Genomic DNA, 16,051 nt, shown 5'->3' with positions numbered 1-16,051 from the left:
TATTGAAGCACGGGTCCTCGCGACACTCCGCGACGAGTTCGCGGTACCCAACCTTTCTGGCCTACCTGACTTTATGGTGGTGGTAGAGGGTGCCACTGACCGTGGCTACATTCAGCGCGCCGCAGAACTCTTCGAGGCAGCCCACGGCGTGAGCCCGCTTGACGTACCGCCCACCCTGCGCCGCGGATCAGAGCGCCGAATAGCGGTTGTCGTTCCGGGTGAGAACGGCCGCCCAGCCAGCGGTGGTGTCAAGCGCATGGTCGACATGGCCGCAGCTCTGTTTGGTGACTTTTTTCGGGCCGAAGTTCTCTTGGGCATCGTGTTCGTGTTTGACCACGACTGGGCCGGCCGCGAAGCGCGAGATCAGATCAAGAAGTACGGGTTCCGCCCTGACCGGCACTCGCTCACACTCGACCCATCCGCCCATCCGACACTGGTTGGGCGGCCCGACGTCCTCATCGAGGATCTGATCCCCTTGCCGGCACAGGAGGCGTTCTTTGCCCTCGGCGGGGCCAACTGCAGCAAGGAGTATCGCGACGGCCAGCTTAGGCGTATCAGATGGGAGCATCCGTCGAAGGCCGCGCTCCGAAGGTACATCTGCACGCACTCGGGAATCCGCGATTTCGGCGAGCTAGTGCTCCTGATATCACGAGTGCGCGCAGCACTCGGCTTTCCGGCCATCGATGTCCGCAGTGGCGGCACTCAGGAGGGGGGAGCCTGATCATGTGCCATCCATCACCGTCACATCGCGAACTGCGCCACACAATGCGAGCCCACGCCCTGTCCGCCCGTCCATGCGAGTCCGCCGCCTAACCATTCAGCGGTTCCGCGCTCTAAAGCATCTCACGTTCTGCCCCGGTCCCTGCACCGTCATCCTCGGTCCGAACAACGCCGGGAAGAGCACCGTGCTCGAGGCACTCGACCTTCTGCTCCACAGCGGACTCGGTCGCCAGCGCCCCGCGCTTGAGGAGATCGACTACCATATGCGCGATCCGGACAGCGGCTTCGAGATCGAGGCGGTGTTAGGGGACCTGTCGCGCGCATTCAGCGCGGAGGTGCATCATCACCTGGAGGGTTGGCGGGCTGCCTCGAGCGAGTTGGTAGCCGAACCGGATGGGGATGGCGTGGAGGCTGTCGTGCGTGTGAGGGTCCGCGGCACAGACGAGTTCGAGGCCATTCATGAGTTCGCGAAGCCGGAATCGAACGCAGCGCGGTTTCATCCACGGCTGCGCGCACAGGTTCGATGGGTGTTCGACGGTCGGAGCCGTGATCCGTCCCGTCAACTCTTCTTCTATCAAGGTGGCGTGCTCGATCGGTACTTCGCTGAAGTAGATCTCGGCGAAGCACTCGGGACCTTTCGGGAGGTCATTCGCACCGGTACGGCGGCGCTCAACTCGGATGCCGCCATCGATGGCGTCCTGCAAAAGGTGTCCAAGGAACTGGAGCGCGTCGGACTAATCAGGAATGAGGAAGCGGCCGCATTCGAGCTCGGCTCCGTCTCCCAGCGCGCGCTGCTACAAACCCTGCGCCTGACCCTGCCAGCCGTTGGCAACACCAACATCCCCCTCTCGCGACAAGGTCGTGGCACGCAGCGTTTGGCGCTGGTCTCGCTACTTCTACGTCTTTCGTCCGACGCCGCAGCGGCACCTCTTGCCGCCTTCGAGGAGCCCGAGGAAGCGCTCGAGCCACTCAGGCAGGTCCAAGTTGCATCGATGATCCAGGAAATTACGGAGGCGAATGGTCAGGTATTCCTCGTCACCCATTCCCCTGATATCGTTCGGGCGTTTGGTATCGACAGTTTCCTACTACTCCATGAGAGAACCAACGGGGCGAACGCCGTGCACCTTGCTGGTCAAATTCCACCTGCAGTCCGACAGGCCTACGAGAGGCGGTTGGACGGGCCGGTCGTCCGTGGGCTTTTCTGTCGCATTCCGGTGCTGGTGGAGGGTCCAAGCGATCGCGCTGTCTTTGAAGTGTTTTGGCGTGAACTCGCTCGGACTGAGCAAGTGGCTCACTCCTTCCGCATCGGGCTCGACATCGTGAATGCTGAGGGCGTTTCAAACATGCCGATGCTGGCCGCTGTCCTACGTGCGGCGGGCAGAACGGTCGTCGCTTGGGTGGATCAGGATACAGATGCTGCCCGTCGTGAGGTTGATCGGTTGAAGCGCGAAGGACACTGTGGCGCCTTGGTGCTGCACGACCTCGCTCCCGATCGACAGAACCTTGAGGGAGCACTGGCGTGGGGATGCGACTTAAGCGCTCTGTCCGCAGGCATGGGCGCGGTTGCCAACGATCGTGGCTACGCGTGGGAAGAGCAGCGCACGGATCTGATCAGCCGGTGCGATGGCGTGGATCCGGCACGTCGGAGCGCCGCTGGGACTACCACCTCGCTCGACGATTTCGTGGCATGCCTCGACCCCGATGAGTGCCGAAAGGTCTTTGCTCGTGCGCTCGGATCTAAGACGGCATCGCCGTTCGAACAGAAGGGCGCTCGTCAGGCCCGCATCCTGGCCGAGACGATCATCGCTCATCAGGGAGTACCCGCCACGTTTCGAAATGCGTTCGTTCACTTAAACCGGTGGGTCGTTGATGGTTGCCGGTCAGGCGGAGAAATCGCGATGGGGCCGGGTGCCTGAGCTTCGGACCGATTCTGATCACGACGCCGTCTTGGTGAGTGATGCCCGCCATGTGTTGGTGTCGGCGCCTCCAGGAACCGGCAAGACCTGCCTCTCGGTCCGAGTGGCAGCAAAATGGGCGGCGCAGCTCTCGCACGGAGAGCGGGTCTTACTGCTGACGTTCTCCAACCAAGCTCGGTCTCAGCTCGAACGCGAAGCCGCCCTAAGGCTTCCGGGAAGCCTGCGGAACCGAGTCGAGATCACCAACTACCACCGTTTTTTCTGGCAGGGCGTCTCCGCATACCGCCGCGCGCTTGGGTTGCCGATGGAAATCGACATCGGCAGTCGCGCGCGACGCGAGGTGGCCCTCAACCTCGGCCCCGATCGTGCCAGGCTCGGAGGGACAAATGGAGTCGTTGAGTCCATCGCCGAGCATCGCTTCCCCGAATTCCAGGACGCGCGCACCCCTGCGCCAGATCTATTGGAGAGGTTGCTCCTGGCCGTCCATCGAGAGCAGATCGCCGGACGACTCGTCTTCGATGATCTAGGAGCGCTGTTCTGGTCCCTGCTGACACGGTATCCCGTCGTCGACCGAGCATACCGCGATCGGTATCCGGTCGTTATCGCGGACGAGCACCAAGATGCGTCTGCCCTCCAAGATGCGATCGCACGGCGGCTCGGTGATCGGCGACTGACCGTATTCGCTGATGACATGCAGCTAATCCACGAGTTCCGCGGGGCAAGCCGCACCCGGCTCCAACGGCACGCCGCGGATTGCGGCCAACAGCTCAGCCTCAGCACACCGCATCGGTGGCACGGTCGCGAGCCCGTAGCCAGATGGTTGCTCGCCGTTCGAGAACGGCTAGCCGGCCGCGATGCCGCCTGTCCCAAACCACCCGAGTGCGACTTGAGAATCACTCCCGCTCAACGCGGGTTGAACGGTGCGAAGCCGTTCATCAGGGCGGCCGTAGCCCGCGCGTTTACGAATGGGGCTTCGTCTGTAGCCGTTCTGGTACGAGACAACGATCGAGCCTCCGAGTTTCAGGCCTACCTGTGCAGGGAGTCGCAGTACCCGCGGCAGATTGGCACCCAAGATTTCGAGGAAGCTCGACACGACATTGAGCAGTTGCCCCTCTTCCAGGATCGACGGGCGTTTGCTCAGCATGCGCTAGATCGAGTGTCGGCGCTCGTGCCAACGCTTTCGGCGGCCGTTGTTGACCAAGTGCGCAGGAGGATCACAGCCACGGGCACCAACCCACGAGGGGCTGGTCCCGAGGCCGCTCGGCTCCTCGGCGCATTCGATTCCGTTTTCGCCGACGGGGCCGGGCGATTCTTCAATGCGGTGGCGACTGCACTTGATGCGTGCAGAGCGTCGGGTCACCACCTGCCTCGCGTCGAAGCGGCGCGCGCTATTCAGCGCACTGCCGATAGATTGGCCGGATCGCCCGCCGACCTCGCCCGCGCACTCGCCGAGTACTCGGCGGCTGTTCTCACGCTAACGCACGGAGCCCCGCGCCATGGCCACGGACTCTTTGTCATGACGGCACACCAGAGCAAGGGAAAGGAGTTCGATGCCGTGGTTCTCGCTGACGCGTCGGCAAGGTTTTGGCCTGATGACGACGAGTCGCGCCGACTCTTCTATGTCGTGGTTACTCGTGCGACGCGCTTCTGGACGATCATCGCCCCAGATCTCGGCGGTTCTCCCCTGCTCGGCTTCGTTCGGTAGCGGTATCCGTAGCGAATCGGTCAACGCGCTCGCGGCCGGCACCAGGATGGGAGTCAGGATGAGTCGTACAGGTCTGGAGAGTCCTGTCCCCGCGAATGGTCGTGTACCGCGTCGTTAATAGGTGGGCGCCCGTCCATCACATGGCGAACAGAGGTGGCGCCACCCTCGAGGGCGCGATCGATTTCAGTGCGCGCAAGTGCGCTCGACACGCTCGAGCGCCCCGATTTCGCGTCCCATGTCCGCGAGCACCGGGTTAACGTCGCGTTGGCCGGCGCGGCCCTCAGCCACCGGCCGTTTGAAGATGAATTCGACCTGGTCGGCACCGAGTTTGAAGTCCACGTTCTGTCGCGGTTGGGGCACGACTCGGCGGAGGTGAGAGGGGGGCAAGTCTGTCAGCGCCACGGCCGAGTGCAACGTTTCCGCAGGCCGTCGGACCATCAGTGACCCGCACACAACGCCAGCTTCAGCGCACCGGCTGGGTCGTTCCCATTGGTTGCGTCACGCAGCAAAATGAACCGCCCCGGGATTGCCGGAGGTTCGATTTGTTAAGTCGCAAGTGTTTCAACGTCTGGTACGTGATAACCGAGTCACTGGATTAGTTCGATCCGCCGTCGCCGCGGTGCCACGCCGTGCGTGGCGTGGCAACGTCAGGTTGCTCCGCACCCTCCCCAACCCCCCACCCTCACCCCAAATTCCCCCGGGGCTCCTCGGGCTGGGCTAGGGCATTCGCGCTCCACCCTCCCTGTCGAGCGCCCGCCCCCAGGCCACCTCCGCGAACCCGAGCCCCACGCCCCCCCAGCGTGACCACCCCCGAAGCCCGCGCACGGCACGACATCGACGCCCAGCTGGCCGCCGCCGGATGGGTGCTACAGGACATGTCCGCTCTCAACGTGCACGCCGCCCGCGGGGTCGCGATCCGCGAGTTCCCGCTCAAGAGCGGCCACGGCTTCGCCGACTACCTCCTCTACGTCGACGGTCAGGCGGTGGGGGTGGTGGAGGCGAAGAAGGCCGGGACGCCGCTCACGGAGTTCGAGCTGCAAAGCGAGAAATACGGCAACGGCGTCCCGGCTGGGGTCCCGGCGCCGACTCGCCCGCTCCCCTTCCTCTATCAGAGCACCGGGGTCGAGACGCGCTTCACCAGCCGGCTCGACCCGGTCCCCAAGAGCCGCGAGGTCTTCACCTTTCACCGCCCGGAGACGATAGCGGAGTGGCTGGAGGCGGAGCCGCTCTGGATGCCCGAGCGCAAGGGGAAGCCGGACCCGCTCTCGTTGCACCCGTCGTCGCTGCGCGGGCGGCTGACGGTGTTGCCGCCGGTCGCCGAGCGGGGGATGTGGCCGGCGCAGCTGGACGCGGTGCGCAACCTGGAGGTCTCGCTGGCGAAGAACCGCCCGCGCGCCCTGGTGCAGATGGCGACGGGGAGCGGGAAGACGTACACGGCGGTCTCGTCGATCTACCGCCTCATCAAGTTTGGCGGTGCCACGCGCGTGCTCTTCCTGGTCGATCGCGCCAACCTGGCCAAGCAGGCGCTCAAGGAGTTCCAGAGCTACCGCACGCCCGACGACGGGCGGCTCTTCACGGAGCTCTACAACGTCCAGCGCCTCACGCACAACAAGATCGACCCGGTGGCCAAGGTCGTGATCGGGACGGTGCAGCGCCTGTACTCCATGCTCAAGGGAGAGGAGGATCTCCCGGAGGAGGGGGATGAGGCTGGCGCCGATGAAGTGGCGGTGGCGTTAGGCGGGCTGGACGCGCTCCGGAAGGAACCGCTCCCGGTGGTCTACAACCCGACGATCCCCATCGAGACCTTCGACATCGTCTTCGTCGACGAGGCGCACCGGAGCATCTACACGCTCTGGCGCCAGGTGGTGGAGTACTGGGACGCCTTCCTCATCGGGCTCACGGCGACGCCGTCGAAGCTCACTTACGGCTTCTTCAACGGGAACGTGGTCGCCGAGTACGGGCACGAGGAGGCGGTGGCCGATGGGGTCAACGTCGACTTCGACGTCTACCGCATCCGCACGAAGATCACCGAGCAGGGGTCGACGGTGGAGGCGGGGCAGTGGGTCGACAAGCGCGATCGCGAGACGCGCGCCAAGCGGTGGGAGAAGCTCGACGAGGAGCTTGCCTACGGCGGCGCCTCGCTTGACCGCGACGTGGTCGCCCCCGACCAGATTCGCACGGTCGTGCGCGCCTTCCGCGACCACTTCCTCCCGCAAGTCTTTCCGGAGCGCACGCACGTTCCCAAGACGCTCGTCTTCGCCAAGGACGACTCGCACGCCGACGACCTGGTGCAGATCATCCGCGACGAGCTTGGGCTGGGGAACGACGCAGTGCAGAAGATCACCTATCGCACGTCGACCGTGCGCCTCGTGGAGAAGGTGCGCAAGGACGACGGCACCGAGTTCGAGCGGGTGACCTGGAAGTCGAGCGGGGTGAAGCCGGAGGACCTCCTGCAGAGCTTTCGCAATTCGTTCCACCCGCGCATCGCCGTCACCGTCGACATGATCGCCACCGGGACCGACGTCAAGCCGCTCGAGGTCCTCTGGTTCATGCGCACGGTGAAGAGCCGCACCCTCTTCGAGCAGATGAAGGGGCGCGGCGTGCGAGTCATCAAGCCCGACGACCTCAAGGCGGTGACCCCGGACGCCGACGCCAAGACGCGCTTCGTGATCATCGACTGCGTGGGCGTGAGCGAAGAGGACCTCTCCGACACGCGCCCGCTCGACCGCGAGCCGACCGTCTCGCTGGAGAAGCTCCTGCAGGCGGTCGCGATGGGGAACACCGACCCTGACGTCGCCTCCACGGTGGCGAGCCGGCTGGCGCGCCTGGAGCGGCAGCTCGGCAAGGCCGAGCACGAGAGCATCAAGGATGCCGCCGGCGGGAGGTCGTTAGGCGAGCTGGCCCACGCCATCGTCCTGGCGCTCGACCCGGACCACGCGCAGGCGCAGGCGCGCCGTCACGAGGGAGTCAAGGGGAGCGCCGAACCGAGCATCCAGGGCGTCGAGCAGGCACGCGCGCAGCTCATCAAGGACGCCGTAGCGCCGCTCGCCACCAACCCGCAACTGCGGCAGCGCATCCTCGACCTCAAGCGATCCAAGGAGCAGGTCATCGACATCGCGTCGCAGGACGAGCTGCTCGATGCCGGGATCTCACCCGAGGCGCGGCAGCGCGCGGCGTCGCTGACGACGAGCTTCGAGCAGTTCATCGCGAAGCACCGCGACGAGTTCGTGGCGTTGCAGCTCCTCTACGGACGCGCCAAGGGGCGACGCCTCACGCGCGACGCGCTGCAGGAGCTGACCGAGACGCTCGCTCGGCAGAAGCCGCCGCTGGCGCTGGAGGAGGTCTGGCGGGCGTACGAGCTGCTCGACCGCTCGCGCGTGCGGGGGCGTCCGGCGCGGGTGCTCACCGACGTCGTCTCGCTCGTGCGCTTCGCCCTGCATCGCGACGACGCGCTGGCTCCGTTCCCCGAGGTGGCGCGCGCGCGGTTCGCGGCGTGGATGTCGAAGATGGAGGCGGGTGGGCGGCGCTTCACCGATGAACAGAAGACGTGGTTGGCGGAGATCGTCGACCACCTGGCGGCCAACGTGGAGATCGACGTGGATGACTTCGAGTATGCGCCGTTCGCGCAGCGTGGCGGGCTGGGGGCGGCGCATCGGGTGTTTGGGGACTCGCTGAAGACGGTAATTGACGAGGTGACGGGGGTGGTGGCGGCGTGAGCTTCACAGCGTCGCTCAAGGAGATAGTGCGCGAGAACCGCAACGGTCTGCTCTCGGCTGCCCCTCACTGGCGCCGCGTCGCACTGGGGCGCGTCGCGACGATACTCAACGGCTTCCCGTTTCCCTCCGCGAAGTTCACGAAGGATCGGGGGACTCCCCTCCTGCGTATACGTGACGTCCGGTCCGAGTCGACCGATGCGTGCTTCGACGGAGGAGTTGATCCGCAGTTCCTCGTCTCGGCGGGAGAACTTGTCGTCGGAATGGATGGCGACTTCAGCGCGGCACTTTGGCGCGGACCCGTTGCCGCTCTGAATCAACGAGTGTGCAAGATCTCGCCGAATGAGGCGGTACTGCAGCGAAAGTTCCTCGCGTACGTGCTTCCCGGCTACCTCTCTGCTATCAACGAGTACACATCGGCCATAACTGTCAAGCACCTGTCCTCTCGCACGATCGCCGAGATCCCTTTGCCACTGCCTCCACTCGCCGAGCAGCGCCGCATCGTCGCCGCGCTCGAGGAGAACCTGTCGGAGCTGGATGCGGCGGTGGCGGGGTTGGAGCGGGCGCGGGCGAATGCACGACGGCTTCGCCAGTCTGTCCGTGATGCGGCGCTCTCCGCATTTCCAACTCGGAGAATCGGTGAGCTGCTGGCGGAGCCGCTCTCCAACGGGAGGTCCGTTCCGACTGCAGACAAGGGTTTTCCGGTTCTCCGACTTACGTGCCTCCGATCGGGGATGATCGATCAGGGCGAGTTCAAGATTGGCGCTTGGAGCCCGGATGCCGCGCGGCCGTTCCTCATTCGAGAGGGTGATTTCCTTGTGTCGAGGGGAAATGGATCGCGAAGGCTCGTCGGCCGGGGAGGGATGGTGGGGCACGTGAGACGGGGTGTCGCGTACCCGGATACGCTGATTCGGGTTCGTCCGAATCAGGGAGTGCTGACCGCGGCGTTTCTCCGAATCGCGTGGGATTCCTCAGCGGTACGTCGCCAGATCGAATCGCAGGCTCGCACGACGGCCGGGATATACAAGATCAACCAGCAGGATATCGAGCAGCTCGCAGTTCCCGTTCCGCCAACAGTGGAGGAGCAAGAGCTCGTCGCTGCTGTTGTCGACGATCAGCTAATCGCGATCGATCGGTGCGAGCAGGAGATCGACATCCAACTCCTCCGCGCTACGCGCCTCCGCCAGTCCATCCTCAAGCACGCCTTCGAGGGCAAGCTCGTCTCGCAGGACCCTAACGACGAACCCGCCTCCGTCCTGCTCGACCGCATCTGCGCCGAGCGCGAGTCGGACGCGCCACGTGCTCCCAAGTCGCGCGCTACGGCCAAGACCTCTCGCAAGGCACCACGCCGATGAGCCCCAAGTCCACTGCCCAGGTCAGCTTCAACCGCCGCGCCACCCTCATGCGCGGACTGTTCGACGTCCTGCGCGACGAGAGCGAGGGGCTCCGCGCCTCCGAGGTCATCGAACGACTCGCCCGTCGCCTCCCGCCCACCGAGTACGAGTCCGGCGAATACGCCTCCGGCGCCCAGCGCTACGAGAAGGTCGTCCGCTTCACGTCCATCCCGTTGGTGAAGGCCGGATGGCTCGTGAAGGACGCCGGACGCTGGCATATCACCGACGAGGGGCGGGCGGCCTTCGCCAAGTACCAGGACTCCGAACGGTTCCTGCGCACCGCGATCGCCGCGTACCGCGCCTGGAGGAAGGCGCAACCGAGCGCCGATCCCGAGGAGGAGCTGGAGGAGGACGAGGAGCAAGCCACGGCTGGCATCACCCTCGAGCAGGCCGAGGAGCAGGCGTGGAGCGAGATCGAACGCTACCTGTCGGCCATGCCCCCGTACGACTTCCAGAACCTCGTCGCCGCCCTGCTCGGCGCCATGGGCTATCACGTCGGCTGGATCGCGCAGCCCGGCAAGGACGGCGGCGTCGACATCCTGGCCTTCAACGACCCACTCGGCACCACCCTCCCGCGCATCAAGGTCCAGGTCAAGCGCCAGCAGCAGAAGGTCGCCGTTGACGGGCTCCGTGCCTTCATGGCGCTCCTCGGGACCGACGACGTGGGGATCTTCGTGAACACCGGGGGCTTCACGCGCGACGCCATCGATGAGGCCCGGTCGCAGACCACACGTCGGGTGACGCTGGTCGATCTGGAGCGGCTCGTGAGGCTCTGGACGGAACACTACGCCAAGCTCGCCGAAGTGGAGCGACGGCGGTTGCCGTTGCAGCCGGTGTATTTCCTGGCGCCGGAGGGGTGAGGGCTGGGGACAGGTCCCGCCTGTCGTGTCGGAAGGCGGTAGGCGGCCCGAAGGAACTTTCGTTTCGTTTGTTTCGTATATTGCGGTGAGAGCGTCCAGCAGGTAAGGTGAAGCCATGACCGCAACCCTCGAACTCCCGACCCCCGAGACCGCCCACGAGGCGCAGGAAGCGCTGCGCGAGCTGTCGCCGCTGGCCACCCGCCGCGCGCGCCGGCACGTTCGCCTTCGCGCGGACGGCGATAACGGTGCATCGGTGGTCGTCCCTCGCGCCGCCTTCGACCTGTTCCTGGAGATTCTGGGGCAGATGGCCAACGGCAACGCCGTGACCATCGTCCCCATCCACGCGGAGCTGACGACCCAGCAGGCGGCGGATCTCCTGAACGTGTCGCGGCCGTTCCTCGTCTCGCTCCTGGAGAAGGGCGAGCTGCCGCACCGCAAGGTCGGCACGCACCGGCGGGTCCTGTATGCTGACCTGGCGGCGTACAAGCGCGCGCAGGATCAGCGGTCTCGCGAGGCCCTGGATGAACTGACGCGGCAAGCCCAGGAGCTGGGGCTCGGATACTGACGTGCCCTTCTCGGTGGTCTACGATGCGTGCGTGCTCCATCCCGCGCCGCTGCGCGACCTGCTCATGCGAATCGCGCGCACCGGCATCGTCCAGGCCCGCTGGTCGGAGTCCATCCTCGACGAGTGCTTTTCGAGCATTCGGCGTGCGCGTCCGGACCTCGACCCCGAGAATCTCGCCCGCACTCGGGCGCTGATGCAGGCCGCACTTCCCGCCGCCAACGTGCATGACTTCGAGCCGCTGATTGACGGGATCGCCCTGCCTGACCCCGGCGACCGCCACGTGCTGGCCGCCGCCATTCGATCAGGGGCGCAGGCGATCGTCACCTTCAACACGAAGGACTTTCCGTCGTCGGCCCTCGGACGGTACGACGTCGAGGCAAAGCACCCGGACGATTTCGTGATGGACTGTCTCGACCTGGCCCCCGTCCTGGTGGCCAACTGCGTCCGCGAGCAAGCGGCTGCCCTTCGCAACCCGGCGCAAAGCGTCGGCGGCGTGCTCACTGCGCTTCGTGACGGTGGACTCGTGCAGTCGGTCGCGCGACTCAACGAACTCCTCGGCGAACTGCCCTCCGCATCCGCACCCCTCGCATGAACCCTCAGCAAATCGTCCAGAAGCTCTGGAACTACTGCAACGTCCTGCGCGACGACGGCCTCTCCTACGGGGACTACGTCGAGCAGCTCACATATCTGCTCTTCCTCAAGATGGCCCACGAGCGCACCCAGGCGCCGTGGAGCCAGCCGTCGATCATCCCCAAGGGGCTCGACTGGCCCGCGCTCCTCTCCAAGGACGGCGACGCGCTGGAGGGGCAGTACCGGCGTACGCTGGAGCGGCTGGGGAAGGAGCAGGGGATGCTGGGGCTCATCTTCCGCAAGGCGCAGAACAAGATCCAGGACCCCGCCAAGCTCCGCCGCCTCATCGCCGACCTCATCGACCGCGAGCAGTGGCTCTCGCTCGATGCCGACGTGAAGGGCGATGCGTACGAGGGCCTGCTGGAGAAGAACGCCCAGGACACCAAGGGCGGCGCCGGCCAGTACTTCACCCCGCGCCCCCTCATCCAGGCCATCGTTGACTGCATGGACCCTAAACCGGGGGAGACCATCTGCGACCCGGCCTGCGGCACCGGCGGCTTTCTGTTGGCGGCGCACGACTACATCGTCCGCCACAACCACACTCTCGACAAGAAGGCCAAGCGCCACCTCAAGCTGGAGGCGCTGCGCGGCGTGGAGCTGGTGGACGGCGTCGCCCGCCTGTGCGGGATGAACCTCCTGCTGCATGGCATCGGTCCTACCGCCGGAGAGCAGGTCGATCCCGCCGTGGAAGTCGACGACGCCCTGCGCGCCGATCCCGGCGACCGCTTCGACATGGTCCTCACCAATCCGCCCTTCGGCCGCAAGTCGAGCGTGCGCATGGTGACGCCCGAGGGCGACGAGGAGCGCGAGGAGCTGACCATCGTCCGCGACGACTTCTGGGTCACCACCAGCAACAAGCAACTGGCGTTCGTGCAGCACGTGAAGACGCTGCTCCGCATCAACGGCCGCGCCGCCGTCGTCGTCCCCGACAACGTCCTCTTCGAGGGCGGGGCGGGGGAGACCGTCAGGCGCAAGCTGCTGCACGAGTGCGACGTCCACACTCTGCTGCGCCTTCCCACCGGGATCTTCTACGCTCAGGGGGTCAAGGCCAACGTGATCTTCTTCGACCGTCGCGCCGCCAGCGACAAGGCGGCGACGAAGAAGCTCTGGATCTACGACCTCCGCACCAACCAGCACTTCACCCTCAAGACCAACCCGCTGGCGCGGAAGGACCTGGACGAGTTCGTCGCCTGCTATCACCCCGCCAACCGCCACGAGCGGAAGGCGACGTGGAGCGAGAAGAAGAACCCCAGCGGGCGGTGGCGAGCGTATGACGTGGAGGAGCTGCTCGCCAGGGACAAGGCGTCGCTGGATGTCTTTTGGCTGAAGGACGAGGCGCTGGAGGCGTCGGCGAATCTCCCGGCGCCGCATGTGATTGCGGGGGAGATCGTGGAGGATTTGAGGGCGGCGTTGGAGGCGTTTGAGGGGTTGGAGGGGGCGTTGAGGGGGACGGGCGGGTGACTGAGGCAGCGCCGAGCGGTGCCCAGGTCCTAAGACGGGAGGGTACGGCGATGATCGGGGCGTCTCGTCGAGTGACACGATCGCCGCCTGTCGAAGCCGCCGGCCGAATCGGGCGATCCGGATGCCCCGGCCGAGTCAACGCGATCGAGGTCCGCGAAATCGAGATCTCGCCACCAGGGGATTTCAGGCGGCTCCTGTAAGAATCGCGGAAGTGTGTCGTACCGATCGGGGTTCCTAGACGTGTGCAATGAGTCTCACGCGTCTCTCCCGACCCTCGTTTGGCTTAACTAACCGAAGTTCCGGAAGGTTCGAGGCGGTTCAGGCGCAGCGACGCTTGCCCCAGTGGCAGCGGCAATAGGTACAAGAAGTGGCACGGTGCCACTTCTTGAGCGCGAAGCCGGTTGCCGCGACGGTGCTATATTGGCGCCGTTGGTCCAGCCGGCCGATCAGTGGTGCGCTCGCTTGGCTCGCCTCACGGCATTCGACCGCAGCTCCACCTCGCGCTATGCCGCCCATCGTAACCCGAATCCCAACACTCAATGCCGTGTTTGGCTGAGTATCGAGCGCGCTTTCTCATGCAGGTAGGTCGCTATGTCCCCCACGCCAGCGAGCAGCAGCGATTTGCTGAGGTACTCGACCACTTCATCGACTGGAGCGCGGTGCACGCGACGAGTCTCGTACATCACGACAGCGGCTACGAACAGCACGTCGTGAGCTTTGCACGCGTGGTGGACGGATCGGTCTTCTGGTCAGCGTATCCTCGTATGGTCGACGGTGCAAAATTCGAGATCACGCCGCGAACGGCCAAGTATCTCAACCCTGCGCTGCAGGATGAGGCGCGGGCACTCTTTGGCTCCATCAGTACCGAAGCGCTGACGGACGATGGCACTCTGCGAGTGCGATTCTCGGCTCTCAAGAATCTGACGACGCGTCAGCGCGTCACGGACCTCCTAGAGAGACTCCTGGTGTGAGGGGCGCTACTGGCGAGCAGCGGTGAACTCCTCCCCAAGCCGGAGTCCGTCAGGGAGGTGAACCAGCACGGGATGGCGGGGCCCCCGGATATCCGAGCCAGCCAGACCCCCGTTTTGACGACGAGAGACACCGGGACGCCATTCGCCCTGGCGGCTCATCATCGTCGATTCACCGTATTTCAGACGGGAACGGCCGAGTCGATGGGCACCGAATCTGAGAGCGTGCCGGGACCTTGCTTGACGCTGTCAGAGCCTCGTCGTAAGGTAGGCGTCGCGCCGGGATGGGCTCGGGGCAGGGGAGGGGGGAGGTGGAGTTATGCGAAGCCCGCAGTTCCTACTGACGGGAGCTGTATTGTTCGCCGGCGCGTGCGCACCGCCGCTGCGGTACATCCCGCCGAAGGACCCGATTGCGCGAAACGCGGAACCCGTGGCGGCACCGTTCGAGCGCACATGGGATGCTGTCATTGACCTGTTCGCGCGCGAGGTCATACCAATCGAGACGCTCGACCGCGCGTCGGGATTCGTCGCGGCCTCGAGCAGCGTCATTCGCACCGTCCTCCCCGCGGACTCAACGCTGGCCCGCGCTCTTGCCGACTGTGGCCGTCTGCGCGGCAGCAATATGGCGAGAGACCTGGTATATCCGCCCGAGTCTGCGCGCTACAACGTGCTGGTGCGATCCGCCGGCCCCACGAGCAGCACGGTGCGCGTGACCGCGGCCTTCTTCGGCGGGTATTGGGCCGCACCCTACCACTTCACGCGCCTCGAGTGCTCTAGCACCGGCGACTTCGAGTCGCGCTTCGAGAAGGCCGTGAAGGAGGCCGCGGAGCGCCGATGAGCGACGAACGACGTGAGCGACGCGGTCTCCGCAAGCACCTCATGGCGCGCGGCTGGGTGGTGGAGTCGCGAGTCAGCGGTGCCATCGACGTAGAGATCCCGATCCGAACGTCGGAGGCGGCCTTTCTCGAGGAAGTGCGCCGTACTGTTCGAGAGTGCGGACAGGAACCGGATGCCTATCCGACGAGCTTCGATCGTCGGAGGTGGATTCGCATTACCACAGCGGAGACAGTAGCGGAGAAGGGGCGGGGCGGACATCGAAGGCGGCACGGTGCGTAGCGAAAGGCAACCGTTGCGAGGCATATCGGCGCGCCTCTTCTTCTTCGCCAGCCGCCATCAAAGTGTGAGTCCGACTGGCTCCAGGAGCAAGGGACGTCCCCCTCCAGAAAGGCTACGCCATGCAGTCTACACGATAGGTGAGCGGACCCGGGCGCCCCGCCAGGGGACTCGTGATGGTGGACGACGCCGCAATGCAGCGATGAGTTAGGGCGCCATGAAGGAGTGGGCACAACGCGGGAGGAGGGGAGATGGCCGAACGTGTGGAGAAGTTGCCGTGGTCGATGACCTTTTATGACCTACTGGGCTACATCGCTCCCGGGGGACTGCTTCTACTATGCATCTACGTGTTCGAGACGTGGGCGCTCCACTTGGCGGGGCCGGGCGGCGCGCTCGCTGGTCGTACGCTGCATGTTCCGATTCACACTCTATCTGGAATGCTCCTGAGTGGAGCCTCGAACCCAACGTGGCTGCAGAGTGCAGTAACCGCACTGGCGCTCGGTCTTACGGTTTATGTGGCAGGCCACGTGATCGCATCGATATCGTCGACACTGATCGAGCGGACTCTCGTCTTCAAGGGGTACGGCTACCCGTATGAGACACAATTAGGCATTGGTGCAGTGACTGATGACGAGGCCGCTCGGTGGTCTCCTGTGTCGCGTGCCTTCTATACCGGCGTCTTCTTCTGGTTCAATGCTTACGCGCTCTTACGCTTCGCGTCGCTGAGTACTCCGGATGCGTGGCGGATACCATGGAGGCAGATGTTCCTGTATGGTGCTCGAAGCGTGGGGGTGCTCCTTCTCTTTCAGATCGCGTGCAAACTTGTGCTGGGGCGGGTCCATGCCGCTGCTCGCCGACGTGTTGCGGAACGTGAGCAGGACAGGGACTGGCGGGACAGAGGCGTGGGTTGGGCTTGACCCGGTTTAATGGACACGGGTTTAAGAGTTCTTACGCGGCGTTCTGGAGTCGTTCTTCATACGTCACGGGACTGACGTAGTCCAGGGTC

Annotated in this window: 11 protein-coding genes; 10 read left to right on the top strand and 1 reads right to left on the bottom strand. The window is 65.1% G+C overall.

The features are described from left to right. The first annotated feature begins 256 nt into the window (after positions 1 to 256). Positions 257 to 721: a hypothetical protein gene (locus tag ABS52_15475; protein ODT02048.1), complete on the top strand. Its 465-nt coding sequence runs from the start codon at positions 257 to 259 to the stop codon at positions 719 to 721. 301 nt (positions 722 to 1,022) lie between these two features. On the opposite strand, the gene ABS52_15470 is transcribed toward ABS52_15475, so the two are convergent. Further along, positions 1,023 to 1,424 carry a hypothetical protein gene (locus ABS52_15470; protein ID ODT02047.1) on the bottom strand — a complete coding sequence of 134 codons (402 nt, stop codon included), beginning with the start codon at positions 1,422 to 1,424 and terminating at the stop codon, positions 1,023 to 1,025. Positions 1,425 to 4,527: 3,103 nt separating this feature from the next. On the opposite strand from ABS52_15470, the gene ABS52_15465 reads away from it, so the two are divergent. From ABS52_15465 to ABS52_15425, 9 genes are all read left to right on the top strand, one after another. Next, on the top strand, positions 4,528 to 4,785 hold the full coding sequence (locus tag ABS52_15465) for a hypothetical protein (protein ODT02046.1): 258 nt from the start codon (positions 4,528 to 4,530) through the stop codon (positions 4,783 to 4,785). A gap of 356 nt (positions 4,786 to 5,141) precedes the next feature. Continuing rightward, positions 5,142 to 8,057 carry a restriction endonuclease subunit R gene (locus ABS52_15460; protein ODT02045.1) on the top strand — a complete coding sequence of 972 codons (2,916 nt, stop codon included), beginning with the start codon at positions 5,142 to 5,144 and terminating at the stop codon, positions 8,055 to 8,057. Positions 8,058 to 8,377: 320 nt separating this feature from the next. Then, positions 8,378 to 9,409: a hypothetical protein gene (locus ABS52_15455; GenBank protein ID ODT02044.1), complete on the top strand. Its 1,032-nt coding sequence runs from the start codon at positions 8,378 to 8,380 to the stop codon at positions 9,407 to 9,409. Continuing rightward, positions 9,406 to 10,308, top strand: a complete 903-nt coding sequence (locus tag ABS52_15450; protein ID ODT02043.1) for a restriction endonuclease — start codon at positions 9,406 to 9,408, stop codon at positions 10,306 to 10,308. The genes ABS52_15455 and ABS52_15450 overlap by 4 nt, the downstream gene beginning before the upstream one ends. Positions 10,309 to 10,423: 115 nt before the next feature. After that, complete coding sequence (locus ABS52_15445; protein ID ODT02042.1) at positions 10,424 to 10,873, top strand: DNA-binding protein; 450 nt, start codon at positions 10,424 to 10,426, stop codon at positions 10,871 to 10,873. 1 nt (position 10,874) lies between these two features. Beyond that, entirely contained in the window at positions 10,875 to 11,465 is a 591-nt protein-coding gene (locus ABS52_15440; protein ODT02041.1) for a hypothetical protein, read from the top strand. After that, positions 11,462 to 12,964: a DNA methyltransferase gene (locus tag ABS52_15435; protein ID ODT02040.1), complete on the top strand. Its 1,503-nt coding sequence runs from the start codon at positions 11,462 to 11,464 to the stop codon at positions 12,962 to 12,964. The genes ABS52_15440 and ABS52_15435 overlap by 4 nt, the downstream gene beginning before the upstream one ends. Positions 12,965 to 13,539: 575 nt before the next feature. Continuing rightward, positions 13,540 to 13,935, top strand: a complete 396-nt coding sequence (locus ABS52_15430) for a hypothetical protein (protein ID ODT02039.1) — start codon at positions 13,540 to 13,542, stop codon at positions 13,933 to 13,935. Between the two features lie 352 nt (positions 13,936 to 14,287). Continuing rightward, entirely contained in the window at positions 14,288 to 14,770 is a 483-nt protein-coding gene (locus tag ABS52_15425) for a hypothetical protein (protein ID ODT02038.1), read from the top strand. The last annotated feature ends 1,281 nt before the right edge of the window (positions 14,771 to 16,051 follow it).

The organism is Gemmatimonadetes bacterium SCN 70-22, assembly GCA_001724275.1.
GTDB lineage: Bacteria > Gemmatimonadota > Gemmatimonadetes > Gemmatimonadales > Gemmatimonadaceae > SCN-70-22.
The sequence above is the reverse complement of the archived record's forward strand: the minus strand, read 5'-3'. Positions and strand labels throughout refer to the sequence as shown.

Coding starts and splice junctions, on each gene's coding strand:
- ABS52_15450 (ODT02043.1), top strand. CDS start 9,406: ATGAGCCCCAAGTCCACTGCCCAGGTCAGCTTCAACCGCCGCGCCACC.
- ABS52_15445 (ODT02042.1), top strand. CDS start 10,424: ATGACCGCAACCCTCGAACTCCCGACCCCCGAGACCGCCCACGAGGCG.
- ABS52_15435 (ODT02040.1), top strand. CDS start 11,462: ATGAACCCTCAGCAAATCGTCCAGAAGCTCTGGAACTACTGCAACGTC.
- ABS52_15475 (ODT02048.1), top strand. CDS start 257: ATGGTCGACATGGCCGCAGCTCTGTTTGGTGACTTTTTTCGGGCCGAA.
- ABS52_15430 (ODT02039.1), top strand. CDS start 13,540: ATGCAGGTAGGTCGCTATGTCCCCCACGCCAGCGAGCAGCAGCGATTT.